Annotated in this window: 22 protein-coding genes; 7 read left to right on the top strand and 15 right to left on the bottom strand. The window is 73.4% G+C overall.

Annotated features, from left to right (window positions below):
* Positions 1-52: 52 nt before the first annotated feature.
* The gene (locus ACFXHB_RS18885; protein WP_380575534.1) at positions 53-754 is read right to left on the bottom strand and encodes a helix-turn-helix transcriptional regulator; all 702 of its coding nucleotides are present in this window, start codon (positions 752-754) and stop codon (positions 53-55) included.
* Between the two features lie 352 nt (positions 755-1,106).
* Between ACFXHB_RS18885 and ACFXHB_RS18880 the strand changes: the two genes are divergently transcribed.
* Complete coding sequence (locus tag ACFXHB_RS18880; protein WP_380575533.1) at positions 1,107-3,770, top strand: transglycosylase domain-containing protein; 2,664 nt, start codon at positions 1,107-1,109, stop codon at positions 3,768-3,770.
* 107 nt (positions 3,771-3,877) lie between these two features.
* On the opposite strand, the gene ACFXHB_RS18875 is transcribed toward ACFXHB_RS18880, so the two are convergent.
* The 7 genes from ACFXHB_RS18875 to ACFXHB_RS18845 all read right to left on the bottom strand — a co-directional run bounded on the left by ACFXHB_RS18875 (position 3,878) and on the right by ACFXHB_RS18845 (position 9,943).
* Positions 3,878-4,738, bottom strand: a complete 861-nt coding sequence (locus tag ACFXHB_RS18875) for an SMP-30/gluconolactonase/LRE family protein (protein ID WP_380575531.1) — start codon at positions 4,736-4,738, stop codon at positions 3,878-3,880.
* Between the two features lie 14 nt (positions 4,739-4,752).
* Positions 4,753-5,709: a sugar kinase gene (locus ACFXHB_RS18870; RefSeq protein WP_380575530.1), complete on the bottom strand. Its 957-nt coding sequence runs from the start codon at positions 5,707-5,709 to the stop codon at positions 4,753-4,755.
* Complete coding sequence (locus tag ACFXHB_RS18865) at positions 5,706-6,329, bottom strand: bifunctional 4-hydroxy-2-oxoglutarate aldolase/2-dehydro-3-deoxy-phosphogluconate aldolase (protein ID WP_380575528.1); 624 nt, start codon at positions 6,327-6,329, stop codon at positions 5,706-5,708. The genes ACFXHB_RS18870 and ACFXHB_RS18865 overlap by 4 nt, the downstream gene beginning before the upstream one ends.
* Complete coding sequence (locus ACFXHB_RS18860; protein ID WP_380575526.1) at positions 6,326-7,177, bottom strand: hypothetical protein; 852 nt, start codon at positions 7,175-7,177, stop codon at positions 6,326-6,328. The genes ACFXHB_RS18865 and ACFXHB_RS18860 overlap by 4 nt, the downstream gene beginning before the upstream one ends.
* Positions 7,178-7,248: 71 nt before the next feature.
* The gene (gene dgoD, locus ACFXHB_RS18855; protein WP_380575525.1) at positions 7,249-8,394 is read right to left on the bottom strand and encodes a galactonate dehydratase; all 1,146 of its coding nucleotides are present in this window, start codon (positions 8,392-8,394) and stop codon (positions 7,249-7,251) included.
* Entirely contained in the window at positions 8,391-9,095 is a 705-nt protein-coding gene (locus ACFXHB_RS18850; protein ID WP_380575524.1) for a FadR/GntR family transcriptional regulator, read from the bottom strand. Before ACFXHB_RS18850 ends, dgoD begins: the two co-directional genes overlap by 4 nt.
* A gap of 80 nt (positions 9,096-9,175) precedes the next feature.
* Complete coding sequence (locus tag ACFXHB_RS18845; RefSeq protein ID WP_380575522.1) at positions 9,176-9,943, bottom strand: SDR family NAD(P)-dependent oxidoreductase; 768 nt, start codon at positions 9,941-9,943, stop codon at positions 9,176-9,178.
* Between the two features lie 352 nt (positions 9,944-10,295).
* On the opposite strand from ACFXHB_RS18845, the gene ACFXHB_RS18840 reads away from it, so the two are divergent.
* Together ACFXHB_RS18840 and ACFXHB_RS18835 are read left to right on the top strand one after the other, a co-directional pair.
* On the top strand, positions 10,296-11,354 hold the full coding sequence (locus ACFXHB_RS18840) for a substrate-binding domain-containing protein (RefSeq protein WP_380575520.1): 1,059 nt from the start codon (positions 10,296-10,298) through the stop codon (positions 11,352-11,354).
* 149 nt (positions 11,355-11,503) lie between these two features.
* On the top strand, positions 11,504-14,155 hold the full coding sequence (locus ACFXHB_RS18835) for an RICIN domain-containing protein (protein ID WP_380575519.1): 2,652 nt from the start codon (positions 11,504-11,506) through the stop codon (positions 14,153-14,155).
* 229 nt (positions 14,156-14,384) lie between these two features.
* On the opposite strand, the gene ACFXHB_RS18830 is transcribed toward ACFXHB_RS18835, so the two are convergent.
* Positions 14,385-17,126, bottom strand: a complete 2,742-nt coding sequence (locus ACFXHB_RS18830; RefSeq protein WP_380575518.1) for a DUF6493 family protein — start codon at positions 17,124-17,126, stop codon at positions 14,385-14,387.
* 216 nt (positions 17,127-17,342) lie between these two features.
* Between ACFXHB_RS18830 and ACFXHB_RS18825 the strand changes: the two genes are divergently transcribed.
* Both ACFXHB_RS18825 and ACFXHB_RS18820 read left to right on the top strand, forming a co-directional pair.
* The gene (locus tag ACFXHB_RS18825) at positions 17,343-17,789 is read left to right on the top strand and encodes an anthrone oxygenase family protein (protein ID WP_380575516.1); all 447 of its coding nucleotides are present in this window, start codon (positions 17,343-17,345) and stop codon (positions 17,787-17,789) included.
* A gap of 32 nt (positions 17,790-17,821) precedes the next feature.
* Complete coding sequence (locus ACFXHB_RS18820; protein WP_380575515.1) at positions 17,822-17,977, top strand: hypothetical protein; 156 nt, start codon at positions 17,822-17,824, stop codon at positions 17,975-17,977.
* A 69-nt stretch (positions 17,978-18,046) separates the two neighbouring features.
* On the opposite strand, the gene ACFXHB_RS18815 is transcribed toward ACFXHB_RS18820, so the two are convergent.
* Positions 18,047-18,697 carry a nitroreductase family protein gene (locus ACFXHB_RS18815; RefSeq protein WP_380575514.1) on the bottom strand — a complete coding sequence of 217 codons (651 nt, stop codon included), beginning with the start codon at positions 18,695-18,697 and terminating at the stop codon, positions 18,047-18,049.
* Positions 18,698-18,782: 85 nt separating this feature from the next.
* On the opposite strand from ACFXHB_RS18815, the gene ACFXHB_RS18810 reads away from it, so the two are divergent.
* The gene (locus ACFXHB_RS18810) at positions 18,783-19,466 is read left to right on the top strand and encodes an IclR family transcriptional regulator (RefSeq protein ID WP_380575513.1); all 684 of its coding nucleotides are present in this window, start codon (positions 18,783-18,785) and stop codon (positions 19,464-19,466) included.
* Positions 19,467-19,618: 152 nt separating this feature from the next.
* On the opposite strand, the gene ACFXHB_RS18805 is transcribed toward ACFXHB_RS18810, so the two are convergent.
* From ACFXHB_RS18805 to ACFXHB_RS18785, 5 genes are all read right to left on the bottom strand, one after another.
* Positions 19,619-20,536 carry a hypothetical protein gene (locus ACFXHB_RS18805; protein ID WP_380575511.1) on the bottom strand — a complete coding sequence of 306 codons (918 nt, stop codon included), beginning with the start codon at positions 20,534-20,536 and terminating at the stop codon, positions 19,619-19,621.
* A 312-nt stretch (positions 20,537-20,848) separates the two neighbouring features.
* Positions 20,849-21,904, bottom strand: a complete 1,056-nt coding sequence (locus tag ACFXHB_RS18800; protein WP_380575510.1) for an Ig-like domain-containing protein — start codon at positions 21,902-21,904, stop codon at positions 20,849-20,851.
* A gap of 838 nt (positions 21,905-22,742) precedes the next feature.
* Positions 22,743-23,357, bottom strand: coding sequence for a DUF305 domain-containing protein (locus tag ACFXHB_RS18795; protein ID WP_380575509.1), 615 nt, complete (start codon positions 23,355-23,357; stop codon positions 22,743-22,745).
* Positions 23,358-23,538: 181 nt separating this feature from the next.
* Positions 23,539-24,444, bottom strand: a complete 906-nt coding sequence (locus ACFXHB_RS18790) for a M56 family metallopeptidase (protein WP_380575507.1) — start codon at positions 24,442-24,444, stop codon at positions 23,539-23,541.
* A complete protein-coding gene (locus tag ACFXHB_RS18785; protein WP_355405569.1) occupies positions 24,441-24,809 on the bottom strand; it encodes a BlaI/MecI/CopY family transcriptional regulator in 369 nt (122 codons plus the stop codon). Before ACFXHB_RS18785 ends, ACFXHB_RS18790 begins: the two co-directional genes overlap by 4 nt.
* A gap of 239 nt (positions 24,810-25,048) precedes the next feature.
* On the opposite strand from ACFXHB_RS18785, the gene ACFXHB_RS18780 reads away from it, so the two are divergent.
* Positions 25,049-26,089, top strand: a complete 1,041-nt coding sequence (locus ACFXHB_RS18780; protein WP_380575506.1) for an NlpC/P60 family protein — start codon at positions 25,049-25,051, stop codon at positions 26,087-26,089.
* Positions 26,090-26,179 lie beyond the last annotated feature (90 nt).

Raw genomic sequence — 26,179 nt, 5'->3', positions numbered from 1 at the left:
TTGACGGGCGCGAGGCGCCCACTCCTGCCGCGTGCCGAGGGCGGACGCGGTGTCAGCGCTCCTGGTCGGAGCGCCCCGGGCGGTCGTACGGTGGCCCGGGCGGATCCGGGGATCCGGCCTCCTGGCCACGGCCGTCCGAAGTCTTGTCGGTTGCCGCGGTGGTCGGTCCGTCCGTGAGCGGTCCGGTCCGGCCGCTGCGGTTGGCCCGCTCGGTCTCGATCAGCTCGTTGAGCCACCGGACCTCGCGCTCGACCGACTCCAGGCCGTGCCGTTGCAGCTCGACGGTGTAGTCGTCGAACCGCTCGCGGGCCCGGGCGAGCGAGTTGCGCATCCGTTCGAGGCGCTCCTCCAGCCGGCTGCGGCGTCCTTCCAGGACGCGCATCCGCACGGCCCGGTCGGTCTGGCCGAAGAACGCGAAGTGGACACCGAAGTGTTCGTCCTCCCACGCGTCCGGGCCGGAGTCGGCGAGCAGTTCCTCGAAGCGCTCCTTGCCCTCGGGGGAGAGCCGGTAGACGATCTTGGACCGCTTGCCGTTGAGCGCGGTGGCCGGGACGTACTCGTCGTCCGGGTTGTCCTCGACGAGGAAACCCTGGGCCACCAGGCTCTTCAGACACGGATAGAGCGTTCCGTAGGAGAACGCGCGCAATGTTCCGAGCAGGACGTTGAGCCGCTTGCGCAGCTCGTAGCCGTGCATCGGGGAGTCGTGGAGCAGGCCGAGAACGGCGAACTCCAGCACTCCTGAGCGCCTGCCCAATGCCGTGGTCCTCCGTCCTTCCGGTCGCTTCCCGGTCCGCCGTCTCCGGCGGTATGTCGCTCCGATGTATCGGCTCGATATATCGAGAACAGTAAACCTGGGTCCCCGGTCGAGCAAGAGGGGCACGCGTGAATGTGATCACAAGGCGACGCGCAGGTGTGCTTGGCAACGGGCATGTAATGATCTGCTGCCGTTTTGCGGGCATTGGGGACTGATGCCCGATTAGTTGTATTTCCCGGCTGCGTACGCTGTCGCGTGTGCACGAGGACCACCTCCGGGGTTAGGGCGGTTGCGGGCATCGGACGTGAACCCTGCCTTCAGGCTCGACCGCCTGGCGAGGAGTAGCTGGAACATGAGCGAACGACGGCGGAGGTCCGCCGACGGTGGCGGGCAGCCCCCGGGCGACAACGGCGGCCAGGGCGGAGCCGGACGGGACGAGCTCAGCTCGGACCGGCCCGCCCGCAAGCGCCCCGCGGGCCTGCGGGAGACCGCGCAGCAGCCCCGGATGGGCCGCGCCGAGATGCGCAAGGCGGCCCAGAAGGGCGGCAAGCGCGGCGGTGCGGCGTCGGCTGCGGAGGCCGCCGGCGGCAAGCCCGGCAAGAAGCGGTTCATCGACTACCCGCGCTTCGGCAAGCAGGGTGTCCGCCGCTGGCTGCCGTCCTGGAAGCAGTGGCTGACCGGCTTCCTGGTCTTCTTCGCGATGTGTGTGAGCGGGATCTGGTACGCGTACGCGACCACCAAGGTCCCGGAGATCCACGACCTGGTGAACGAGCAGAACAACATCTACTACTGGGCCGACGGTTCGGAGATGACCCGCAAGGGCGAGACCAACCGTCAGATCGTCCCGCTCGCCGACATCAGCCCCAACGTGCAGAACGCCGTCATCGCCGCGGAGAACGCGACCTTCCGCACCGACAGCGGCATCGACCCCGTGGGCATGATGCGCGCCGTGTACAACATGGCGACCGGCGGCGAGACGCAGGGCGCCTCGACGATCACCCAGCAGTACGTCAAGAACGCCTACCTGAGCCAGGACCAGACGCTCGGCCGTAAGGTGCGCGAGTTCTTCATCACCCTGAAGGTCAATCAGGAGATGGAGAAGCCCGACATCCTGCGGGACTACCTGAACATCAGCTGGTTCGGCCGCGGGGCCACCGGCATCCAGGCGGCCGCGCAGGCGTACTACGGCGTCGACGCCAAGGACCTCGACATCTGCCAGAGCGCCATGCTGGCCGGTCTGCTCAAGGGCGCCGCGCTGTACGACCCCACCAACCCGGCCAACCAGGAACGCGCCGAGGGCCGCTGGAAGTGGATCCTGCAGCGGATGGTCGACACCAAGAACGCCACGGCGGAGGAGCGGGCCAAGTGCACGACGTTCCCCGCGCCGATCCCGCGCAAGCCGCCGGCCAACATGAACGGTGAGATCAGCTACCTGGTCGACACGGCCAACAAGTTCGTCATGTCCAAGGACCCGACGATCAGCCAGCAGTCGATCGACAAGGGCGGCTACAAGATCTACACGACCTTCGAGAAGGACAAGGTCGACGCCCTCAAGAAGGCCGTGGACGACGTCAAGGGCGAGACGCTCAACGTGCAGAAACGCCCGGACAAGGACAACTGGGTCCAGTTCGGGGCGGCCAGCGTCCGCCCCGGCGACGGCGCGATCGTCGCCCTGTACGGCGGCGACGGCGTGGAGAACCAGCACTTCGACAACAACGCGGACGCCAAGGGCGTCCAGGTCGGCTCGACCTTCAAGCCGTTCGTGCTGGCCGCCGCGATGCAGGTCGGCGTGCAGACCGCGACCGACGACAAGGGCAAGCCGAAGCGGATCAACGCCGACAGCCGCTACCAGTCCGACGACCTGTCCGAGATCCGCAAGCCGGACGGCTCGCTGGTGATCGGCGACGACGGCAAGCCCTACCGGCAGAAGAACGAGGACGCCGGCAAGCGCGGCTTCGTCTCGCTGCGGATGGCCATGCAGAACTCGTACAACGTGCCGTTCGTCCAGCTCAACCAGGACGTCGGCGGGCAGAACGTGGCCAACATCGCCGAGGCGATGGGCGTGCGCAAGGAGAGCTTCGCGGATCCGAAGACCCCGACCTTCGCCCTCGGCACCTCCACGGTCAGCCCGATCCGGATGGCCGACGCGTACGCGACCCTGGCGGCCAGCGGCAAGCAGGCCGAGCCGTACTCGGTGACCAAGGTCGAGGTGAAGGGCGTGGCGCGGCCCGGCTTCAACAAGCCGGAGCTCAAGCAGGCCCTGGAGCCCGCCGTCGCCGACAACGTCACCGACGTCCTGGTGAACGTGGCGAAGAACGGTACCGGCTCGAAGAGCAACGCGCTGGGCCGCCCGGTGGCCGGCAAGACCGGTACCACCGACCAGAACAAGTCGGCCTGGTGGGTCGGCTACACCCCGCAGCTGGCCACCAGCGTCGCGATGTGGCGCGAGGACCCGACCAAGCACGAGCGGCTGTCGCTCAACGGCACCGGCGGCAAGGACTCGGTGCACGGTGGTGACACCCCGACCGACATCTTCACCCGGTACATGAAGGCCGCCCTGGCCAACGAGAAGAAGATGGACTTCCCGGCACCGCAGCCGGTCGGCAGCCAGGTGGACTCCTCCGGCGCCCCCAGCACGGCCAGCCCCTCGACCTCGCCCTCGGCGACCGAGACCATGGCCACCACCGCGCCGGACCCGGGTGCGCAGCAGCCGACGCAGCCGCCCGCCACCCAGGGCCCGGCCTGTGTCCCCGGCGTGGACTGCCCGGGCACGGTGCCGACGCAGGCGCCGACCAAGACCCAGCCGCCGACCAACGGCGGTGGCGGTGGCGGCGGTGGTACCGGTGGTGGCGGCGGAGCCTCGCCCAGCTGCCTGATCCCCGGGCTCTGCACCACCCCGCAGCCGTCGTCCTCGCCGTCCAGCTCGACGGGCCCCTCGCCCAGCAGCACCAAGCCGACCAGGCCGACCACCTCGGCCAGTCCGTCGGGCTCCGGCCAGCAGGGCATGGTGCCCTGACGCCCGGCACGCCCGACGGCGCCGGACCGTGCTGAACGGCGGTGGGGGGGCGCCGGGGGGGGGGGCGGGGGCGGGCCCCCCCCCCCCCCGACCGGTCGGGTGGTCGGTCAGCGGGGTGTGTAGGCGGCCGCCGGTGGCGCCGCGGTGTCCACGGTGGTGCGGAGGACGCTTCCCGACAGGCCGGGGTCGGTGGTGAGGCCGTACCGGGCGGTGGTGATGTAGAGGGTGCCGGTGGGGGTGAGGCAGACGGAGGTGGGTTGGGGGGTGGGGAGGTGGATCCTGGCGCTGAGGGTGCCGTCGGGGTGGTAGCGGTGGACGGCGGCGCCGCCCCAGAGGGCGACCCAGAGGTGGTGGTCGTTGTCGACGGTCATGCCGTCGGGGGCGCCGGTGTTGCTGGTGCGGGCGAACTCCTCGCGGTGGGTGATGTTCCCGTGGGTGTCGAGGGCGCAGCGGTGGATGACGCCGGCGGTGCTGTCGGCGACGTAGAGGTGGGTGGCGTCGGGGGTGAAGGCGGGGCCGTTGGCGACGGTGAGGCCGTCGAGGACGTGGTGGACTGTGCCGTCGTGGTCGGTGCGGTAGAGGTTGCCCGCGCCGGGGGTGCCGTCGAACGGCATGCTGGTGGCCCAGAACCGGCCGCGGGGGTCGCAGGCGCCGTCGTTCATGCGGACGGGGACGGGGGAGTCGTCCTCGGGGCGGGCCAGCCAGTCGGTCGTGCCGTCGGGTGCGACGAGGGCGATGCCGGTGCCGGCGGCGGCGATCCAGTGTCCGGGGCGGCCGGCGACGGGGGCGACGGCGCCGAGGGGGACGGGCAGGCGCAGGAGTTCCCGGGCGGGGGTGGGGGCGGGGTTGGGGGTGTGGAGGAGGCGTCCGGTGAGGATGTCGGTGAAGACCAGGCGGTTGTCGACCCAGCGGGCGCCTTCGGCGAGTTCGTGGGTCCCGCGGGCCCGGACGGTGATGGTGTGCGGCATCGGGTTCCTCGGGGTCAGCGCAGGGTGGTGCCGGTGGGGGTGTCGAGGAGGGTGAGGTCGGTGCGGGTGGGCAGGCCTTCCCAGTCGCCGCGGGTGGCGACGGCGAAGGCGGCGGTGTCGGTGGCGCGGTGGAGGCGTTGCTCGACGGTGAGGTGGTCGAGGAGGGCGGAGAGGTAGCCGGCGACGAAGGCGTCGCCGGCGCCGATGACGTCGACGACGGGGACGTGCCGGGCCGGGGCGTGGTGGGTGCCCTCGGTGGTGGTGACGCGGGCTCCGTCGCCGCCGCGGGTGATGACGACCTCGCGGGTGCCCCGGTCGAGGAGGGCGGCGACGGTGTCGGCCTCGTCGCGGGTGGGGTCGTCGGCGACCAGGTGGAGTTCGTCGGCGGAGGCGATGAGGATGTCGGCGGCGCGGGCCAGCGGCAGGAGGGTGCGGCGGGCCTCGTGGTGGGTCCACAGGCGGGCCCGGTGGTTGAGGTCGAGGCTGACGGTGATGCCGAGTTCGCGGGCGCGGGCGGCGGCGGCCCGGACGGTGAGGGCGGCCGAGGGGCCGAGGGCGGGGGTGATGCCGGTGAGGTGGAGGACGCGGGTGCCGGGGTCCAGGGCGGGCAGGACGTGTTCGGGGTGGAGGGCGGATCCGGCGGATCGCTCGCGGTGGTAGTGGACGGCGGCGAGGTCGCTGATGGAGTCCTCGCGTACGAGCAGGCCGGTGGGGCGGCCGTCGGTGTCGACGTGGGTGTGGGTGGTGTCGACGTTCTCGGCGCGCAGGGTGCGCAGGACCAGGGCGCCGAAGGGGTCGTCGCCGACCCGGCCGACCCAGCGGGCGCGGTGGCCGAGGCGGGCGAGGCCGATGGCGACGTTGGCCTCCGCTCCGGCGACGGACAGGTCGACGGGCGGGGCGAGTCTGATCGGTCCGGTGGCGCGCAGCGCGGCCATGGCTTCGCCGACGGTCACCACCTCGGGGGCGGTCATGCGGGCACCGCCCGGGTGAGGGCGGCGCGCCAGTGGGCCGCGCGGGCGCGCAGGGCGTGCTGGTCGCCGCCGTCGGCCGCGTCGCCGATCAGGGGCGAGCCCACGCCGACGGCGGTGGCCCCGGCGGCGAGGTGGGCGAGGGCGGTGGCGGCGTCGATCCCGCCGACCGGCACGAAGGGGACGTCGGGGAAGGGCGCGCGCAGCGCGGCCAGGTAGGCGGGGCCGCCGTGGGAGGCGGGGAAGAGTTTGACGGCGTGGGCGCCGTGCCGGGTGGCCGCCATGATCTCGCCGGGTGTCAGGGCGCCCATCAGGACGGGTGGGTGTCCGGGGCCGTGGGGCAGGTGGGTGACGAGGCCGGGGGTGACGAGGAAGCCGGCTCCGGCTTCGGTGGCGCGGGCGGCGTCCTCGGTGGTCAGGACGGTGCCGGCGCCGAGGTGGGCGTCGGGGCCGAGCTCGCGGCGGGCCTGTTCGATCACCCACAGGGCGTCGGTGGTGGTGAGGGAGACCTCGCTGGCGGTGAGGCCCTCCTCGGCGAGGGCGAGTACGGTGCGCAGGGCGGCGTCGCGGTCGGTGCCGCGGACGATGACGAGGGTGCGGTACGGGAGTTCGCTCGGTCTCATGGCGTGCCTTCACGGGGTGGGGAGGAGGCGCGGTCGGCGGTGATGGTCAGTTCCCAGCGCAGTTCGCCGGCGGCGGGGACGAGGGCCGCGTCGCCTTCGCCGGCCTCCGCGAGGTCGAAGACGGCGCCGAGCACGGGTTCGACGCCGATGCTGCGGTAGGGGTCGGTGGCGGGGTAGCCGCCGAGGTTGCGCCACAGGGCGACGGAGACGGGGACGTCGGTGTCGGCCCGGAGGGTGAGGCGCAGGGTGTCCGGGCCGTCGACGACCGACACGTCCGCGCAGTCGGTGAGCACGGCGCCCACGGCGGTGCCGTCGTCGGGTCCGAGGCGGTCCAGGGGCAGCCCGAGCGGCGTGGGCCAGTGCCCGGTGAGGTGGGGGGCGTTCGCGGGCCACGGCCGGTCGATCAGCGGGGCGGCCTCGGGGAAGACCCGGGTGGCCGTGCCCGTCGGTGCGACGAGCCGGGCGCCTGGACCGACGTCGAGCAGCGCGTGCGCCGCCCAGAGGAAGCGGTACCCGGGGTCCGCCGACAGGTGGTAGGTGGCGCGCAGGGCCCCGGACCGGTCCTGCCGCAGGCCGCGGCGCAGGACGAAGTCGGGGTGGTCGAGCACGTCGGTGCCGCCGTCGCGCCGCCAGGGCCGGGACCAGGCGTCGCCGTGGTCGGGGGTGCCGCGGACGGTGGGGAGGCATTCCTCCAGACCGCCGGCGTCGACGAAGGCGTCGCCGGGCCGGACGGTGTCGCGGGCGCCGTCGTGGCGGTGCCAGAGCCACTCGCGCCCGCCGCCCCGCAGGCTGGTCCAGCGGCCGCCGCGGTGGGGGTCGGTCGTGGCGGTGAGGGGGATCCGGCCCACGGGGATTTGGTGCAGCGGGGGTCGGTCCACCGGGGGCTGGTCCACCGGGAGTCGGTCCACCGGAGGCTGGTTCACCATTCCGCGAACCCGCCGTCCTCGTGGCGCCAGACGGGGTTGCGCCAGCGGTGCCCGCGTTCGGCGGCGCGGCGTACGGCGGCCTCGTCGATCTCGATCCCCAGGCCCGGGGCGGTCGGGAGGGCGGCGTATCCGTCGGTGAACCGCAGCGGTGTCGTGTCGAGGAGGTAGTCGAGCACGTCGCCGCCCTGGTTGTAGTGGATACCGACGCTCTGCTCCTGGATGAGGAAGTTCGGTACGGCGAAGCCGAGTTGGATGCTGGCGGCGAGCGCGATCGGTCCGAGGGGGCAGTGCGGGGCCATGACGACGTCGTGGGTCTCGGCCAGGGCGGCGATGCGGCGGACCTCCGAGATGCCGCCCGCGTGCGAGACGTCGGGTTGGGCGACCGCGATGCCGGTGGTGAGGACGTCGCGGAAGTCCCAGCGGGAGTAGAGCCGTTCGCCGCAGGCGAGCGGCACGGTGGTGGAGTCGACGAGCCGGCGCAGGTCGCGGGCGTGTTCGGGCAGGACGGGCTCCTCCACGAACAGCGGGTTCAGGGGTTCCAGCAGGGGCAGGAGGCGCCGGGACATCGCGGTCGACATGCGGCCGTGGAAGTCGATCGCGACGTCGTGGTGGTCGCCGATGGCCTCGCGCACGGCGGCCACCCGGTCGACGACGGCCCGGGTCCGGGCGGGGGTGTCGATGGGCCGCAGGTGCGCGGAGCCGTTCATCTTGACGGCGGTGAACCCGGCCTCGATCTGTTCCCGGGCGAGTTCGGCGACGTGGGCGGGGCTGTCGCCGCCGATCCACGCGTACATCCGCAGCCGGTCGCGGACCGGGCCGCCGAGCAGCTGGTGGACGGGCACGCCCAGGGTCTTGCCCTTGATGTCCCACAGGGCCTGGTCGATGCCGGCGACGGCGCTGGAGAGGACGGGGCCGCCGCGGTAGAAGCCCCCCTTGGTGAGCACCTGCCAGTGGTGTTCGATGCGGAGCGGGTCCGCGCCGACGAGGAGGTCGGCCAGTTCTCCGACGGCGGCCCGGACGGTCTCCGCGCGGCCCTCGACGACGGGTTCGCCCCACCCGGTGATCCCCTCGTCGGTGGCGACGCGCAGGAACAGCCAGCGCGGGGCGACGAGGAAGGTTTCCAGGGCCGTGATCTTCATGCCGTCTCCCCGGGGTGTATCAGGTCGAGGTCGGCGGTGGCCTGCGCGAGCAGGTCCCGCACGGCCTGCTCGGCGGCCCGCGGGTCGCGGTCGCGCAGGGCGTCCAGGACCGCGCGGTGCGCGGGCACGGGGTCGATCCAGTGCCCGGCGCTGTGGACGAGGTGGTCGCGCACCCGCAGGTCGGCCTCGATCACCACTTCCATGCGGGTGAGCAGTTCGTTGTGGGTCGCGGTCAGCAGGGCGCGGTGGAAGGCGAGGTCGGCCTCGACCGCGGCTTCGGTGTCGTGGCCCGCCTCGGTCATCCGCTCCAGGGCGTGGGCGAGGTCGGCGAGGTCGGCGTCGTCGCGGCGCCGGGCGGCGAGGCGGGCGGCGGCCGGCTCCATGATGGAGCGGACCTCGTCCAGGTTGGTCAGGAAGGCCTGGTCGGGCACGCCGGCGCCCTGCCAGCGCAGCAGGTCGCTGTCCAGGAGGTTCCAGTTCGCGCGGGGCCGGACGAAGGTGCCCAGCTTCTGGCGCGAGTCGATGAGCCCCTTGGACGCGAGGACGCGCAGGGCCTCGCGCAGGACGGTCTTGCTGACCCCGAGGTCCTGCTCCAGCCGGTCCGGATGGAGCAGCGATCCCGGGGGGTGGGCGCCGCTGACGATCCGCTCGCCGATGATGTCGATGATCTGCCGATGCAGATTGCGGGGCGGCGGGTTCATGGGGAGGCCTTCCTCGGCGGGGGCGTCGCGGGTGTTCGGGCGCGCTGTGGTCCGTGTCGTGGTTCGTGTCGTGGTTCGTGTCATGAGGAGGCCTTGACGATCGACCACCCGCCGTCCACCACGAGCGTGGTCCCGGTGACGTAGGTGGCGTCGGTCGAGGCGAGGAAGGCGACCGCGGCCGCCACCTCCTCGGGGGTGCCGAAGCGCTGGGCCACCGTCCCGGCCACGCTGTCGGCCCGGCCCGCCCGGTCTACCCGGTCCCACGCCGCCGTCATGATCGGACCGGGCAGGACGGTGTTGACCCGCACCGACGGTCCGTACTCGACGGCCAGTTGGCGGCCGAGGGAGCACAGCGCACCCTTGGCGGCGGCGTAGGCGGGGTGGCCCGGCAGCCCGACCAGCGCGTGGACGGACGAGGTCAGGACCACCGAGCCGCCGCTGTCGCGCAGCGCCCCGGCGAAGGCCCGCACCCCCAGCCAGGCGGCCTTGAGGGTGACCGCCAGCTGGCCGTCCCACTCCGGTTCGGTGAGCTCGTGGGCGGGCTTGACGACCACCGCGTAGGCGTTGCTGTGCAGCACGTCCAACCGCCCGTAGCGCCGGTGCACGTGCGTCGCGAGCTCCTCCCACATGGCCGCGGACGTCACGTCGCCGTGCCGGTACTCGGCCTGCCCGCCCTCGTGCGTGATCGCCTCGGCCGTCGCCCGCCCGGCGGCGTCGGCGATGTCGACGATCACCACCGCGGCGCCCTCGGCGGCGAGCCGCCGCGCGGTCGCGGCGCCGATCCCGGCGGCGGCACCGGTGATCACTGCCACCCGGTCACGGAAGCGGTGGCACGTCTGCTCTGTCATGCCGCCACCGTACCGCTGGACATAAATTATGCAAAAATCTTGACAGGGAGTCATCTCCGCCACAGGATCGGCGTCCAAGAGGTCGGGCACGGCGCGGAAACCGCACCGCCGTACGTCCACGCGCTCCCCCGGAACCCCGGATCACGCGAACGTCGTCGAGGCGCCCTCCTCGGGGCGGGGCTTTGCCGGCCGAAGCCTCGACCAGCCCCCTCCGGCGTCCGCACGGCCGTACCGACGGCTGTCCGCGGAGGTGGCCGAATGAATCCGCACGTCGACCGGCCCGCACCGCCGTCAGGCACCACCCCCGCATCGCCCCTTCCCGCGCAGAGTCGCGCGTCCCCCTGGAGCGTTCATGTCCACCACTTCGCACCGTCGCACCGTGCCCGCCGCCACCGCTCTCCTGCTCACAGCCGCCCTGAGCACCGCGTGCTCCACCGGTCAGCAGTCTTCCCCGTCCCCCAACGCGGGTGGTGCGGTCGCTCCGGTGAGCGGCCGGATCTCGATGACGTACCTGCAGAAGCAGGGTGATCAGGAGTACTTCGTCGGCGAGGCGGCCGGGGCGAAGGCCAAGGCCGCCGAGCTCGGTGTCGACCTCAAGGTGGTCAACCTCGGTAACGACGCCAACAAGACGGTCAGTGAGGTCCGGTCCGCCATCGCGCAGAAGACCAACGGCCTGATCGTCGTCGTCCCGGATCCGGCGGTCGGCCCCCAGGTCGTGCAGGCGGCCAGGGAGGCCAAGGTCGCCCTGCTGACCTCCGACGACCAGATCTGCGCCACCGGCCCCGACCCGGCGGGCTGCGCGCCGGGGGACATGGTGCCCCGGATCGGCTTCAGTGGCGAGCAGATGGGCGCCGAGGTCGGCAAGCGTGCCGCCGAGGAGTTCGGCAGGTCGGGGTGGAACCCGGCCGAGACCCGGAGCATCTCCGCCTGGAAGCAGGACGTCACCGTCTGCACCTCCCGGGTCAAGTCCGCCAAGGCCGCCTTCCTGAGCGGCGGGGGCACCGGAGTGCAGAACATCGACGTCGCGACCGACAACACCCCCACCGGCGCCCAGGACAGGATCGCCGCCGTCGTCACCGCCAACCCGAGCGTGAAGCACTGGGTGGTCTGGGGCTGCAACGACGAGAACGTCCAGGGCGGCGTCACCGCGCTGGAGAACGCCGGCTTCAAGGCCGACCACGTGATCGGTGTGGGGTTGGGCGCCTACCTCGCCTGCAAGAACTGGGGCTCCGACAAACCCTCCGGGATGCGGGCCGCCCTGTTCATCAACGGTAGGGACGTCGGGGCGCTGGCCGTCCAGACCCTCTACGACAAGCTGAAGAGTGGCACGGACATGCCCGCCGAGGCGTTCGCTCCCACCACCATGGTCGACGCCGCCACCTTCAGGGCCAGCGGCGCCGGCTGCAACTGACGCCCCACCAGGCCGTCCTTCGGCCGACCACCCCGGGCGCCGGTAGGCCGAAGGACCCGCCCCGCCCGGGGCCCGACGGCCCTCGGCGGGGCCGCCCGGAGACCTTGCCGTTCGGCAAGCACGCACCTCCCACCACCCAGGAGATCCGCATGCGACATTCCCTTCCGCCGTGGAGCCCTACGGTTCCGCGGCATCCCTCACGCAGGCCCGGGCGGGGGCGCGGCCGGTCGGCGCTGTTCGCGGCGGCGGCGGCCGTCGTCGCCGCCCTCGCCGTGCCTCTGCCGGCGCAGGCGGCCGAGCCCGCGGAGACGGTGGTCGACGTGACGGCGTTCGGCGCCGACCGGACCGGCGCGCAGGACAGCGCCGGCGCGGTGAAAGCGGCACTGCAACAGGCCAAGACCGTGCGGGGGCCGGTGCGGGTGCTGTTCCCCCGCGGCACCTACCAGATCTATCCGGAGCAGGCCGAGACCCGGGAGCTGTACCTGTCGAACACCGTCGGCGCCGACCAGACCTACCGGGACAAGCGGATCGGCATCCTCATGGAGGACATGCGCGACGTCACGATCGACGGCGCCGGCTCGCACCTGCAGTTCCACGGACTGATGACCGCCTTCGCCGCCGTCCGCTCCCAGAACGTCACGGTGCGCGACTTCAGCTTCGACGTCACCGCTCCCAAGGTCGTCGACGCCACCGTCAGCGAGACGGGCGTGTCCAACGGCCGCGGATACCGGGTGCTGAGCGTCCCGCCCACCAACGGCTTCAGCGTCGCGAACGGCCAGGTCACCTGGCTCGGCGAGAAGAGCCCCGCCACCGGACAGCCCTACTGGTCCGGCGTCAACGGCATGCGGTACACCCAACTCCACGACCCGGCGACCAGGACCACCTGGCGCGGGGGCAGCGGCGTGCTGTTCAAGGACGTGGCGTCGATGACGCCGTTGGCCGGTAACAAGCTGCGCATCGACTACACGACCGCGGCGCAGCCCTCCGACCGGGGGCTGGTCTACCAGATGCGCGAGGACACCCGCGACACCGCCTCCGCGTTCTTCTGGGAGTCCAAGGACGTCACCGTGAAGAGGCTGAAGGCCCGCTACCTGCACGGCTTCGGCTTCCTGGGGCAGATGAGCGAGAACCTCACCATCGAGGGCAACGAGTTCCGCACCGACCCCGCGAGCGGGCGCAGTACGGTCGGGTTCGCCGACTTCGTCCAGATGTCCGGCATCAAGGGCACGGTGAACATCAGGAACAACGTCTTCGACGGCGCGCACGACGACGCGATCAACATCCACGGCACCTATGTCGAGGTCACCGGCCGGTCCGCGGACGGCCGGACGCTCACCCTCGCCTACAAGCATCCCCAGACGGCCGGGTTCCCGCAGTTCTACCCCGGCGACAGCGCGGAGATCGTGGACAAGCGGACGATGGCGGCCGTCCCCGGCACCACCGTGAAGGTCGTCTCCGTCGACGGCCCGACCGGCCGCGACCACGACAAGCCCCTGAAGACCATGAAGGTGACCTTCGACCGGGTCGTCCCCGCCTCCGTGACCCCCGGGGACTTCGTGGTGGAGAACACCACCTACACGCCCACCGTCGACATCAGCGGCAACACCGTCGTCAACATCCCCACCCGCGGCATCCTGGTCACCACCCGCAAGCCCGTCGTCATCAAGGACAACACCTTCGACGGCACCGGGATGGCCAGCATCTTCATCTCCTCCGACGCCAAGGAGTGGTACGAGTCCGGCCCCGCCCAGGACGTCCTGATCACCAACAACACCTTCCTGCGCCCGGCGGGCCCGGCGATCCTGATCGAGCCCACCAACCAGGTCCAGGACGCCGCCAACCCGGTGAGCCGCAACATCCGCGTCCAGGACAACGACTTCAGGATCGGCGACGTCCGCCTCCTCAACGCCAAGAGCGTCGGCGGCATCACCTTCGAGCGCAACAACGTCGCCCGTCTCGATCGCGACACCGCGTTCGCGGCCGAGACGACCACCACCTGCCTGGCCCCGGGCACCACCGGAACCGTCCGCACGGTCACCGCCGCGGCACCGTACACGAGCTCGTTGTTCGTCTACCGCGCCTCCTCCGGCGCCGTCGTCAAGGACAACGACTTCGACAACGGACTGAACCTGCGCGCCGACCTGACCGCCACCGACGCCGCCCAGGTCACCACCGACGAAGTCACCACCAACGGCACCAACAGGATCCTGCCCCTGCTGCCGACCATCACCTACACCAGCAGCGATCCGGCCGTCGCCACCGTCGACTCCGCCGGAACGGTGACCGCCAGGGTCACCGGCACCGCCCTGATCACCCCCGTCACCACCAGCCAACTCGGCGACACCACCGGCAAGCCCGTGACGATCAAGGTCGGCTGCGCGGTCCCGACGACCTACCGCACGATGACCGTCGCCGGGACCGGCGACGCGGTGGACATCAGCGGGAGCAGCGTCGCCGACGGCGCCCCGGTCATCCGCCGGCCGAGGACCGACGCCCCGAACCAGCGCTTCGAGCTCCGGCCGCTCACCGACGGTTACGTGCGCGTCGTCAACCAGAACAGCGGCAAGGACCTGGCCGTGCTGAACGCGTCCAAGGCCGCCGGAGCCAAGATCATTCAGCATGCCTACGCACCCGGCGCCGACACCAACGACGAATGGCGGCCGGAGGACGCCGGCAACGGCCGCGTGCGTCTCGTCAACCGCTTGAGTGGCCTTTACCTCACCGCCGGCGCCACCCAGAACAGCCAGTTCGAACAGCGCCCCCAGGGCGGAAGCAGCCTCCAGACGTTCGTCCTCGGCTGACGTTCCGTCGATCGATGGGCGGGACAGCCGGCGGCGAGCGGTTCGCCGCCGGCTGTCCCGCTCGGGCCCGGGCGGTTCGGGAAGGCGCACCCCGGGTCACCGCCGGCGCCCCCCCCGGGGGGGGGCACGGAGCCGGGCCCGTGCCCCAGGCCCGCGCCCCGGGCCCGCGCCCCCCGGCCCGTGCTCGGCAGGAGCGGTGGTGCGCGACGCGGCCGCTCCGCCGCTGTCGTCACGCCGTGAGGATCCCGGCCAGGCGCGCCGCTTCCGCCCGGACGCGCCGGGGTGCCACCGGTGCGGTCAGGGCGTCGAGAGCCGGGAGCGTGGTACGGATGCCCTCGGCCGCCGCGCACTCGGCGGCGAGGGTGAGGGCGTCGGCCAGCCCGCGACTGCCGGGCTCGGTGGCGAGCTCGGTGATCACGGCCGCGAGCACGGCCCACACCGTCCGGCCCGCGCCGCCGCGCGCGGCGGCGGCCAGGACGGGCAGGATCCGGTTCGGCTTGGCCGCGGACAGCCGCCAGAGCGCGGCGAGCCGTTCGCCGAGCACGTCCGGCCGGAGGCGGCCGCGCGCGGCGGCCGTCATCAGGAAGTCCAGCGCGGCGGTGCGGTGCTCCGCCCCGGCGGCGCTCAGCCCGTAGGCGAGCAGGAGGTGGCTCACCGGTCCGAACTCGCCCGCCGCCTCCGCGAGCCGGGGGAGCAGGGGATTGCCTCCCCGGGGGCCGGCCGCGTCCGCCTGGAACACCGCGGACGGCACGCCGTGCGCGGCGACGGCCTCCGGGTGCCAGGGCGCCACCCAGGCCAGTTGGGCGAGTTCGGCGGGCGGAACCGACGGCACGCCCACGAACCGGCCGTACCCGGTGGGGTCGGGGACGGCGTGCAGCAGTCCGGCGATGCCGCCCGGTACCGGTGCGGTGTCGACGCCGAACGGTGCGATGCGCGCGATCGTGAGCGGCGCCCGGCCGTGGGGGCCGACCCGCTCGGGCATGGACGGGGTCTGGACGTGGAACCGGTGCGGTGCGGGCGGCGCCGTGTCGGGAGGCAGGTCGAAGCCGCCTCCGGCGGCAGCGGCACGGACGTCCGGCAGTGCGGCCGGGGCGACCCGGAGCAGCGACTGGGCCAGGTCCTCGGGCCAGGGACGGGCTCCCGCGGCCCGGTACGCCGCGAGCCGGTCGAGCAGCACGGCGGGGTCGATCGTGCCGTCGCCCGCCGTGGGCGTGGCGAGCAGGACCGGCACCGGCGCGTCCGCGATCAAGGACGCCGCCTCGTGCACGCGCACCGCGGGGATCACGGCGGGGGTGCTTCGATCGGCGGGGAGGCCGAGCAGCTCGGCCGCGTGCGATCCGGACCGGTGCGGCCGGCCGCTCAGGGCATCCAGCAGGCAACCGAGCGCCCCGGCGGCGCTGCGGGTCTCGCGGAACCGGACCCGCTCCGCCTCGCGCCGGGAGGCGAGCGGGGCCAGCGCGGTGCGCAGGGCGGCGGCATCGCGGTGCTGCTCCGTCACGAGGGCGGCGAACACCACCTCGAACTCGCCGGGGTCGGGGACGCCGCCGGCCATCAGGGCACTCAGCCGCTCGGCGGCGTCGAGCGGTCCGGCGGGCGCGACCGGCAGGGCGACGCGGCCCGGGTGCGTCGCGGCGACCGGCGCCTGCTCCGGCCGCTCGGTGGGCGGGATGTCCAGCAGCCGGTGGGCGTCGGGCTTCAGGGCGGGGCCGAGAGCGGCGGCCGCGGCCCGCACGACCTCGACGACGGCGGGGGCGGTGTGCGGCAGGTGGCGGGCGACGAGACGCAGGGCCTGCTCCTGGACCGCGGGGGCCGGATGGGTGAAGGCCGTGGCGACGACGGGCACCAGGTGGTCGGCTCGGGCCGGGTCGCGGCGCAGCACGGCGTCGGCCCGGCTCAGCTGGGCGGTGGCGAGGGCCTTCTCCGGGCGGGCCAGCACGACGTCCGTGAGGTCGGCGAACAGCTCGGCCGGCAGCCGCTCCGCCACGGAGTGCAGGGCCGTCTGCGAGGCCTTGGCGGCGCCCGGCGCGCCGTCGGCGGCCAGCCGGACGTGGTCGCCGGCCCGGGCGAGGATCTCGTCGGCGTCGAGGGCCAGCGCCGCGTACAGCCGGAGGAATCCGCGCAGATTGCCGGGTCGGTCACCGCGCAGCAGCCGGCCCAGGCACAGATCGATCAGTTCGGCGCGGTCGAGCAGGCCCTCGGCCGCCAGTCGGGCGAGGGCCTCGGGCCACGCGTTCTCCGGACCGTCGCCGGCGGCGTACGGGTCGGCGAACTCGGTCCCGACGTCCGGCACTTCGAACAGGCGGCGGACGAACTCGGCGATCCGGGGCTGCGCCCGCAGCCAGGACAGCAGTGTGTCGTGGTGCGGCACCGGCTCGCGCAGGCCCTGATCGGCGAACCACTCGCCGATCTCCCGGTGGTCGTAGCGCACCAGGCGGCCCTGGCGGATCCAGCCGGTCACATAGCCGTCGGTGGCGGGGAGTTCGGCGCCGGACCAGACGGCCAGGCCGTGGGCGAGCAGCCAGCGGGGGCCGTCACCCCGTGCGGGCAGCCATTCGGCGAGCCGGACCGCGAGTTCGCGGTGGAACGCCGCGTCGCGGTGCGGCGCGAGCAGGGCGAGGAGGACGGTGTGGTGGTCGGGATGGGTGGAGCCGCCGCCGGGCCGCGGCCAGGTGATGTCGAGGAGCCGGCGGGCGGTCAGCCAGTCCAGCGCCTCGGCCGGGGTGCCGGCGGCCAGGACGCCGGCCAGCTGCAGGGCGCCGAGCTGCTCGTACGCGGCGTGGTAGCGGAGGTTGTCGCCGGAGGAGAGTTCCCGCGCGAGGTCGGTGCGGAGCTTGCGCAGCGGGGTGCGCAGGTGACGCAGTCCGGCGGCGGGCAGCGGGCGGAGCCGGTCGATGACCCCCTGCGGGATCCGGGCGGCGATGAGCGCGCGGGTCTCCTCCCAGCTGATCGTCTCGCTCGCGAGGTCGGTCATGATGTCCCCGTTCGGTCCGGTTGGTGATCGTCAACCTAACCCGCGGGGCTGACAGCGCGGTCCCTGTCGCCCCGGTGGGCGCTGCCGACCGAGCCGCCGGATCGGGGCGACCGCGATGCTAGCGGCGCTAGACAAGGGAGCGTCGATCGCCCTAGCATTGAACCAGAGGCTAGCGGCGCTAGAAGTGGTGGCCGTGGCCGAGCCCCGGGAGGGAACATGGAAAGCGCACTCGCCGTCGTCACGGTCGTGGTCGTCGGCCTGCTGGTGGGCGTGGAGTTCGCGGTCGCCGTCTTCGTCAATCCGATCGTCGACGGACTGCCGCACAACGGCGGCCTCGCTGCCCGGAGCACGGGAGCCCGGCTGCTCGGGCGGGTGATGCCGTTCTGGTACATCGGCTCGGTGCTGCTCGGCGTGGTGTGGGCCGCGGTGGGCTGGGGGGAGGGCGGTGCCGGGCTGGTCGCCTCGGCCGCCGGGTTGCTCGTCCTAAGCGTGGTGATGTCGGTCGCCCTGCTCGTTCCGATCAACTCCCGGGCCGCGCACTGGACCCCGGAGGACGCCCCGGCCGACTGGCGGGAGCAGCTCGGCCGCTGGGACCGCCTTCACTTCGTGCGCGTGGCCGTGATCGTCACCGCGTTCGTCCTCCTGGTCGTCGCCCTCGTGTGAGGGGCCGACAAGCAGCCTTGGAGCGAGCGGCCTTGGGCAAGCGGCGTTCGCGAGGGATCCTCAAGAACGGTGAGCGCGCCGGACTCGGCACCCTCTCCTCGTACTCCGGTCGCGCGGTCGGCGCCGACTTCGCGCTGATCGAGTCCCTGCACACCGGCCACGTCGCCGGCAGCCCCGCCTGCGCGTGATGCCCGGACCGGGACGGTCGGCCCGGGCACCTGGTCGAAGTCGGGAGCGCCCGCCACCGTCCGGGCCGGTCACCAGCCGTCCCAGTGCAGGACCTGCTCGCGCGGGATCCGCCGCGCGGGGCGGAAGTCGGTGCCGACGGTGTACGCGACCGGGATGAAGGCGGCCTGCATGACCTCCGCGAACGGGATGCCGAGCGCCTGCGCGAACTCCCCCTCCAGCGGCAGGTTCCCGGTCGTCCACACGGTGCCCAGACCGCGTTCGCGCGCGGCCAGCATGAAGCTCCACGCGGCGGGCAGGATCGACCCCCAGGTACCGGCCTGGTGGGTGACGGAGAGTCCCTCGGTGCGCCCCTCGACGCAGGGGATGACGAAGGCGGGCACCTCGTGCAGATGCCGGTACAGGTGCTCGACGCCCGTGTACACCCGCGCCATCACGCCCGGCGCGACCTCGGCCCGGCGCACGTCCCGGGCGGGCAGCGGCTGGTGGGCCTCCGGAACGCCCAGGCTCGCCCGCCACAGGTCGGTGAGGACGGCCCGGCGGTCCGGATCGGTCACGATGACGAAGTGCCAGCGCTGCCGGTTGCGGCCGGTGGGCGCCTGGACGGCGAGGTCGACGCACTCCTCCAGGAGCGCGCGGGGCACCGGCCGGGTGAGGTCGAGCCGGTGGCGCACGGCCCGGGTGGTGGAGAGCAGGGTGTCGGAAGTGAGACCGAGGTTCATGCGTTGAGCCTCGTACGGCCCGCACGGGGCCGGGAAGTCCGGGCTTCCACTGAGTGGAATCCGGGGGAGAGACAGGGGCGGGGAGTTGGGCGAGAGCGTGGCGGGACGGCTGTTCTCGGTGCTGGACGCCTTCGGGGGCGGCGGCCCGGTGGCCTTGCGGCTCACCGACATCGCCGCCCGTACCGGGCTCCCGGCGCCGACGGCGCTGCGCCTGGTGCGGGAGCTGGTGGCCTGGGGCGGTCTGGAGCGGGGCACGGACGGCAGGTACCGGCTGGGGCTGCGGCTGCGGGTCCTCGGTGCCGCGGCGCCCTGCCCGCGCGGGCTCCTCGACGCGGCGCTCCCCGCGCTGCGGGCGCTGGGTGCCCGGACCGGCGGCCACGCGGATCTCGCGGTGCCCGCCGCTCCGCCGGCGGGCGGAGTGCTGTGCCTGGTGAGCGGCGAGCGGCCGGCGCCGCACGCGACGGCGTACGGGAAGGTGCTGCTCGCCCTCCCGCCGGCGGAGCTGCCCCGGTACACGCGGCACACGGTGCTCTCCCCGGGCGTCCTCGCCGGCCAGCTCGCCCGGATCCGGGCGGCGGGACTCGCGGTCTGCGCCGAGGAGTTCCGGCTGGGCGAGGTGTCGGTGGCCGCTCCGGTGCGGGGCCCGGCCGGGACGGTCGCCGCGCTGGGCGTGACCGTCCCGACTGGCGTACCCCTGGACCGGGTGGTGGCGGCGGTCCGGGAGGCCGCCGCGCGGGTACGGCCCCCGGAGCCGCCGCCGGCGCCGTGACGGTCACCCGGTGGTGCGTCGGCCGGCGCGCCGTGGTCGCCTCCCCGCCGTGACCGGTGGCCGCGTTCCCCGGCCGGGGCGGCCGGCGCGGCCGGCGCGGAGGTCCGGCCCGGTGCCCGGGGCGGAGGTCGCGGTGCCGGCCCCTGGATTGGTCAGTGCTTGTGGCTGTCGCTCGGACGGGCGGAGGTAGCGCCGCCCGGGGGCGTGGTCGCGCTGGGTCGGGCCGTGGGGCCGCTGCCTCCGGGCGTGGTGGCGGCGTCCGTCGAAGGCGAAGGCGCGTGTTCGGCCGGGCTGTCGGCGGACTCGCCGGCGCCGTGGCCGTGCCCGCCTCCGCCGGCCGATTCGGCCGTGAGGTCGGCGGCGAGACCGCGCAGGCCGAAGAACGCGACGGCGGCGGTGATCGCCACGGCCGCGCCGGTCAGTCGGATGATGCCGCGCCAGCGGGCGGCGTCGTAGCGCAGGACGTAGGCGATGAAGGAGAGCACGAGTCCGGTGGGGATGAGCCACGCGCCGCGGTCGGGAAAGTCGTCGAAGTGCTGGAGGCCACCGCTGAGCATGCCGATGCCGAACGAGAGGGCCAGGGAAGCGGCGACCACGGCGGCGATTCTGGCGGCGCCCGGACGGTTGTGGGCGAGGACGAACTCGTTCATCAGGGTGCCGAAGAGGAAGACGGCGGCGGCGATGATCCCGATGAGTCCGTAGCGGGCCGGATCGAGCGGGTAGTGCACGACGGCTCCGCTGATCAGGCCCGCGCCGACGAAGGTCGTGATGTAGCCGAGGTAGCCGTTCAGCAGGAGCGGCTTGCGGGCGGCTCGTCGGCGCCCGCGATCGCCGCCCGCCGCAGCGGACGACCGGGCGGAGGTGGGCGCCTCCGCCCGGGGCCGCGGTACGGGTGGCCGGTCGCGCCGGTCGGCGGGGGAGGGCGCCGGGCCGTCGGTCCGGTCGACCGGGTAGTGGTCCGAAGGAGCGTCGTATCCGTACGGGGGCTGGTGTTGGTACGGCGGGTACGAGCCCGCGGGCGCCCCGCGCGAGGGCGCGGTCGGACGGTTGGTGAGGTGGGGCTGGGACATCGAGGGCCTTTCGGCGCGAGCAGGTGGCGGGGTCGGTCCGGTGCGCGAGCACGGGACGGACCCCGATTCCGAGAGCGGGACTGGGGTGGTGGGTGGAGTCGAGTGGTGGGCCGGTCGGGAGGGGCCGATCAGCCGGAGCGGGGCGTACCCCGTGGCGGCCCCGGCGGGTCGGACGGCGGGGGCCGGTGGCGGTGGACCGTGGCCCCTCGGAACCGCGGGCCGGCGTCGTCCCGGCCGTCCGTCCGGGCCGTCCGTCCGGGCCGGCCGTCCGGGATGGGGCGGGGACGGCCGGACCGGGGCGGGCGACGGCGACTACCAGGTGGTCCAGGGGAGGTTCCAGCCGCTGAGGCCGTTGTCCGGCTTGACCAGGCCGCCCTGGGAGTTGACGATCTTGACGACGTCGCCGATCAGCGACTGGTTGTAGAACCAGCCGGCGTCGGAGGTGTCGCTGCCGCCCTTGACGTCGCGCAGGCCGACGCAACCGTGGCTGGTGTTGGACTTGCCGAAGGAGTCGGCCCAGTAGTTGCCGTGGAGGAAGGTGCCGGAGGTGGTGAGCCGGATCGCGTGCGGGACGTCGGCGATGTCGTACTCGGCGCCGAGACCGACGGTGGCGGAGTTCATCCGGGTCACTCTGGCCATCTCGGAGATGACCATGGTGCCGGACCAGGAGGCGAACTCGGGTGCGCCGGTGGTGATCGGCAGGCTCCGGAGGGCCTGTCCGTCGCGTTCGACCTTCATCTGCAGGCCGACGGCGTCGGCGGTGCTGATCTGGCTGCGGCCGATCTGGAACGGTTCGTCCTTGGTGAAGGTGCTGTACACGCCGGGCGAGGCCTGCACGCCGTCGAGGCGGTACTTGACGGTCACCTTGGTGCCGGGCTTCCAGTAGTCCTGGGGGCGGAAGTCGAGTCGCTGGTTGCCGAACCAGTGGCCCTTGACCTCGACCGGCGGGTTGGTGTCGAAGGTGATCGCCCGCTCGACCGCCTTGGTGTCCTTGACGGGCTTGGTGAAGGTGACGGACACGATCATGCCGACGCCGTAGGTCGCGTTGTCGGTGATGTTGTCGGTCGCGGAGAAGGTGTTGGCCGGGGTGAGTGTGGTGAAGGTGGCCGTGCCGGCGGCCTCCAGGCCCTTGGCGTCCTTGGCCAGCGCGGTCACCGAGTACGTGGTGCCGGTGTCGAGGTGGCGGGCGGGCGTCCAGGAGGCGCCGTCGGGGGTCAGCGTGCCCGCGACCTCCTTGCCGTCGTGGTCGGTCACCTTGACGGCGCTCAAGGTGCCCTGGGCGACGGCGACTTTGAGCGCGCCGCTGGTCGCCACGTCGGTCGCGCCGTCCTTCGGCGAGATGGTGAGGGCGGCGGCGGACGACGTCACCGCTCCCGGGCTGCTTGCCGTGGCCGACGGCGCCGTGGCTGCCGGCTTCGAGGGCGCCGGCTTCGAGGGCGCCGGTATCGCGGTCTTGCTGGTGCCCGCGCTGCCGCAAGCGGCCACCAGCGTGAGCGCGGCCGCTGCCAATGTCGCGACCAGCCCCCGGCGTGCGGCTCCGACCGCGCCCGCTGATGTCACCTTCATGTCCCACCCGGTCCCTTCGTTGTCCACACCATAACTGCTAATGAACTTAGTAGACGTGGTCGATGCGTCGGCGGTTCCGGTGGTTCTGTGCGGATTCCGCCGAAGGGGCGGAGGGGGTCCCGCGGAGCGCGGCGACCGCCGGCGCGCCGGTCGGCGGTCTGGTGATTGCCCCCGTGTTCCCGTCGTGCGGGCTCTGGCCGCTCGGTCCACCCCGGGCACCGCCCCGCGGTGTGGCAGGGGTGACGGCCTTCGCGGTCCACCGCGCGCCCCCGGTGCTGTCCGGATGTCCGGAGGAATGGATCCGCCGCCCCGGCCCCCACCCTTGGCGCCGCTCGCCGTCGCCGTCGAGAGGTGCGGCCCGCGGGTCGGTGGTCACCGGCGGCGCCCCGGGTGTCGCGACCGCCTGTCGGTCCGTCGCGTGCCCGGCCTTATCGGCGACGAGTCGCCCCATGGCCCGCCCGTTCGTTCCGGGTGGCGACATGCCGACACGCCGGCGGTGCTCCCCGGGGGGTCGGAGCACCGCCGGGTGCTACTAAGAAGCTTAGCTGATAGTGGGACGATCCTTCGGCAGTGGGGGCGACGGGACGGCTGAGCGCGGCTCGGGCGCCGGCTCCCCGGCCCGCCCGCGCCCCGCTGGGCGTCAGCCGGTCAGCAGCTTCTGCAGGGTGGCGATCTCCGCGGTCTGCTCCTGCCTGATGGTCTCGGCGAGCCGCCTGAGCTCGGCGTCGCCGCCCTTGGCGGCCTCGTCCGCGGCCATCTGGACCGCGCCGTTGTGGTGCTCGATCATCAAGGTCAGGAACAGCTTGTCGAACTCGGCGCCGCTCGCGGCCTTGAGCTTGTCCACGGCGGCGGTGGTCGTCATCCCGGATGTGCCGCCGTGGTCCATGGCGGCCGCGGTCGGCTTGCTGCGGTCGGTCAGCCACTTGGTCATGGTCGTGATCTCCGGGTCCTGGGTCGCGGCGATCTTCGTGGCGAGTTCCCTCACCCGCGGATCGGCGGCCCGGGTCGGCGCCAGTTGGGCCATCTCCACGGCCTGTCGGTGATGCGGGATCATCATCTGGGCGAACATCACGTCGGCGCCGTTGGCCGCGGCGCCCGGTCCGGACGATCCGGAGGCTCTGGCTGATCCGGACGCGGCGGCGCCGCTCGCACCCATGCTGCTCATGTCGTGGCCGCCGCCGCCGCAGGCGGTGAGGACGGCGGCGGCGGCCAGGGTGGCCAGGGAGAGGCCGACGGTTCGGCTGAGGGGCTTCATGGCGCGATCCTTCGTCGTTGGTGGCGGGGGTTCGTGCTGCTTCGGGAGCCTCGCTCGACCGGGGTCGGGCATGGGAACCCTGTCAACGAAGGAACTTAGTAATTGCGGGGCGTGAGCGGCAACCTCACGTCGTTGTGAGGTGTCGCACGCCCAAGTGCGCGGCGGGGCTGGGGCGAGGGCCTCAGCCCGTGGCCGAGCCGCAGGCGAACAGGAACGGCACCATCGGCGCGGCGAGCGCGACGGCCGCGATGGACGTCCAGGCGAGCGGGTGCGGGGACTTGCCGGGCTGCAGGAGGCGGGTCACCCGGGCGACGACCGTCGAGCCACCGGCTCCGAGGCCGAAGCCGGGCACCTGGCCGGCGGCGACCTCGTACATGGCAGTGGCCAGGGTGCGCGGCGGGTGGGCGAGGACGGCGCGGTCGTCGGCCACCATCTCCAGCAGGGTGGCGATCTCGGCGCGGGCGCCGGTCGCGAGCGGCAGGCCGGGGAAGGCGCGGGTGAACGCGTCGGCGGCCCCGGTGACCAGGTGGTGGCGGCCGCTCAGGTGGGCCCGCTCATGGGCGAGGACGGCCTGGAGCTGGGGTGCGGTGAGCGCCTTGAGGGCGCCGCTGGTGAGGACGATCCGCCGGGACCGCCCCGGCAGGCAGTAGATCGCGGGCGTGCTGTGGTCCAGCACGGTGGCGGCGAGCTCGGGCTCGCGCCGGGCCACCAGGTCGAGCATCGCGCCGTGCCGGCGGCGGTGGCGCCGGGCGCGCAGCACCACGGCGGCGAACCAGCCGGCCGGCCACAGGGCGACGATCAGCGGGGCGGCCATCTGCGCGGAGTCGACCGCGATCCCCAGGCCGGTCGTCCCGGCGACGCCACAGGCGTGGAGGATTCCGAGCACTCCCCGGTGCAGGTGCGCCTCCGGCACCACGAGGTGGTGCACCACGAGGGCCAGGGAGACGACGAAGGACACCAGCAGGCCGAGCCAGAGGGCGATGGCCAGCCCGGGCGCGCGGTGGGGCCAGCGGGCCCGTCGGAGCAGTCGGGGCGCGGCCAGCCCGACGAGCAGGGTGTAGGCGGCGAGGACCGCGGTCGAGATCACGGCTGGTCCGGCACCGGCTTCGCGTCGAGCAGGCCGCGGATCACTTCGAGCTCGTCGGAGGAGATCTCCTCGATGAAGTGGGCCAGCGCGGCCGGGCGGTCCCGGCTGGAGCCGAGCGCCTCCTGCATCAGCGCGGCGGTGTACTCCTCGCGGCCGAGGGTCGGCCGGTAGAGCCAGGCCCGGCCCTGCTTCTCGCGGGTGAGGATGCCCTTCCCGTGCAGGATGTCGGCGACGGTCATCACCGTGGTGTAGGCGACGGGGCGCTGCCGGTTGATGTCGTCGACGACCTCCCGCACCGTGGCGGGGCGGTTCCACGTCCACAGGCGGTCCATGATCTCCGCCTCCAGGTCACCCAACCGACGCACAGCCTGCCCACTTCCCCGAGGATCCCGTTGGTCGCCCCCATGCTAGTCCGCGAGGTCCGTGCGGGGGGATGCCGGGCGGCGGAGCGGCCGGCCGGCGGTGCCGCTGAGGTGCGGGGGGTTGCGGAACCCACCCCCCAATCTACTAAGTTGGTTCGCACCTGCCGGGCCGTACCCGCGGCGGGCTCTTCGCCCGCACCCGCGTGGGCGCCTCACACACGTCGAATGGAGTGCGCCGAACGATGGGATCGCACCGCAAGCCGAACCCGCCGAGTCGGGCCCGGATGGCCGTCCTGACCACCGCGATGGCCGGCACCGCGGCCCTGGCCTCCACCGTCAGTGCTCACGCCGAGCCGGCGCCCTCGCTCGACGCGGTCAAGGCCCGGGTCGACGCGCTGAACGAGGAGGCCGAGGCGTCGATCGAGAAGTACAACGGCTTCAAGGAGAAGCAGCAGCAGCTCCAGAGCGGGGCCAACCGGCTGCAGGAGCGGGTCGCCGACGGGCAGGCCGCGCTGAACGAGCTCAGGACCGAACTCGGCGTTCTTGCCGGCGAGCAGTACCGCAACGGCGGGGTCGACCCCGCCGTCCTGCTCATGCTCAGTTCCAACCCCGACTCCTACCTCACCCAGGCCTCGATGCAGGGCCAGGTGGCCACCTCGCAGACCGAACTGCTGAAGCAGCTCCAGGGCGAACAGCGTCGTCTGGACCAGGACCGCGCGGAAGCCGCCGCGTCCCTCGCCCAGCTGGAGGCCACCAACACCGCGCTGGCCGCCGAGAAGAAGGGCATCCAGGACAAGCTCGCGCAGGCCCAGGCACTGCTCAACAAGCTCAGCGCGGCGGACCGGGCCAAGGTCAACGCCCAGGAGGCCGCCGCCCGCGCCTCCCGGGCCGGCGACCGTGAGCCGGCGCCCGCCTATCAGGGGCCGGTCACGGGTCGTGCCGCGGAAGCGCTGAAGTTCGCCTACGCCCAGCTCGGCAAGCCCTACGTGTGGGGCGCCACCGGCCCTTCGGGCTTCGACTGCTCCGGCCTGACCGGCGCTGCGTGGAAGGCGGCCGGGGTCTCCCTCCCGCGGGTCTCGCAGGCCCAGTGGAACGCCGGCCAGCGCATCGCCCGGGCCAACCTCCAGCCCGGTGACCTGGTCTACTTCTACGCCGACCTGCACCACGTGGGCATCTACATCGGCGACGGCAAGATGATCCACGCCCCCCGCACCGGCAAGAACGTCGAGATCCTCCCGATCGACAGCATGGACGGCCCGGTCATGGGCGGCACCCGGCACTGAACCCGTCCCGGTCCGGGCTGCCGATGACCAAGGCTCCGGAGCGCCGGATGCCCTTGCCCGAGACGGCCGGCAGCAGCGCGTCGACCGCGT

Origin of the sequence: Kitasatospora sp. NPDC059327, from assembly GCF_042752535.1 — a bacterium.
Classification (GTDB): Bacteria; Actinomycetota; Actinomycetes; order Streptomycetales; family Streptomycetaceae; genus Kitasatospora.
Note: the sequence above shows the minus strand (reverse complement) of the source record. Positions and strands in the feature narration are given on the sequence as shown.

What these genes read in the sequence shown, in the direction of transcription:
- ACFXHB_RS18840 (WP_380575520.1), top strand. Translation starts at nt 10,296, where the DNA reads ATGTCCACCACTTCGCACCGTCGCACCGTGCCCGCCGCCACCGCTCTC.
- ACFXHB_RS18825 (WP_380575516.1), top strand. Translation starts at nt 17,343, where the DNA reads ATGGAAAGCGCACTCGCCGTCGTCACGGTCGTGGTCGTCGGCCTGCTG.
- ACFXHB_RS18845 (WP_380575522.1), bottom strand. Translation starts at nt 9,943, where the DNA reads ATGACAGAGCAGACGTGCCACCGCTTCCGTGACCGGGTGGCAGTGATC.
- ACFXHB_RS18850 (WP_380575524.1), bottom strand. Translation starts at nt 9,095, where the DNA reads ATGAACCCGCCGCCCCGCAATCTGCATCGGCAGATCATCGACATCATC.
- ACFXHB_RS18795 (WP_380575509.1), bottom strand. Translation starts at nt 23,357, where the DNA reads ATGAAGCCCCTCAGCCGAACCGTCGGCCTCTCCCTGGCCACCCTGGCC.
- ACFXHB_RS18815 (WP_380575514.1), bottom strand. Translation starts at nt 18,697, where the DNA reads ATGAACCTCGGTCTCACTTCCGACACCCTGCTCTCCACCACCCGGGCC.
- ACFXHB_RS18880 (WP_380575533.1), top strand. Translation starts at nt 1,107, where the DNA reads ATGAGCGAACGACGGCGGAGGTCCGCCGACGGTGGCGGGCAGCCCCCG.
- ACFXHB_RS18830 (WP_380575518.1), bottom strand. Translation starts at nt 17,126, where the DNA reads ATGACCGACCTCGCGAGCGAGACGATCAGCTGGGAGGAGACCCGCGCG.
- ACFXHB_RS18780 (WP_380575506.1), top strand. Translation starts at nt 25,049, where the DNA reads ATGGGATCGCACCGCAAGCCGAACCCGCCGAGTCGGGCCCGGATGGCC.
- ACFXHB_RS18870 (WP_380575530.1), bottom strand. Translation starts at nt 5,709, where the DNA reads ATGACCGCCCCCGAGGTGGTGACCGTCGGCGAAGCCATGGCCGCGCTG.
- ACFXHB_RS18805 (WP_380575511.1), bottom strand. Translation starts at nt 20,536, where the DNA reads ATGTCCCAGCCCCACCTCACCAACCGTCCGACCGCGCCCTCGCGCGGG.
- dgoD (WP_380575525.1), bottom strand. Translation starts at nt 8,394, where the DNA reads ATGAAGATCACGGCCCTGGAAACCTTCCTCGTCGCCCCGCGCTGGCTG.
- ACFXHB_RS18835 (WP_380575519.1), top strand. Translation starts at nt 11,504, where the DNA reads ATGCGACATTCCCTTCCGCCGTGGAGCCCTACGGTTCCGCGGCATCCC.
- ACFXHB_RS18875 (WP_380575531.1), bottom strand. Translation starts at nt 4,738, where the DNA reads ATGCCGCACACCATCACCGTCCGGGCCCGCGGGACCCACGAACTCGCC.
- ACFXHB_RS18865 (WP_380575528.1), bottom strand. Translation starts at nt 6,329, where the DNA reads ATGAGACCGAGCGAACTCCCGTACCGCACCCTCGTCATCGTCCGCGGC.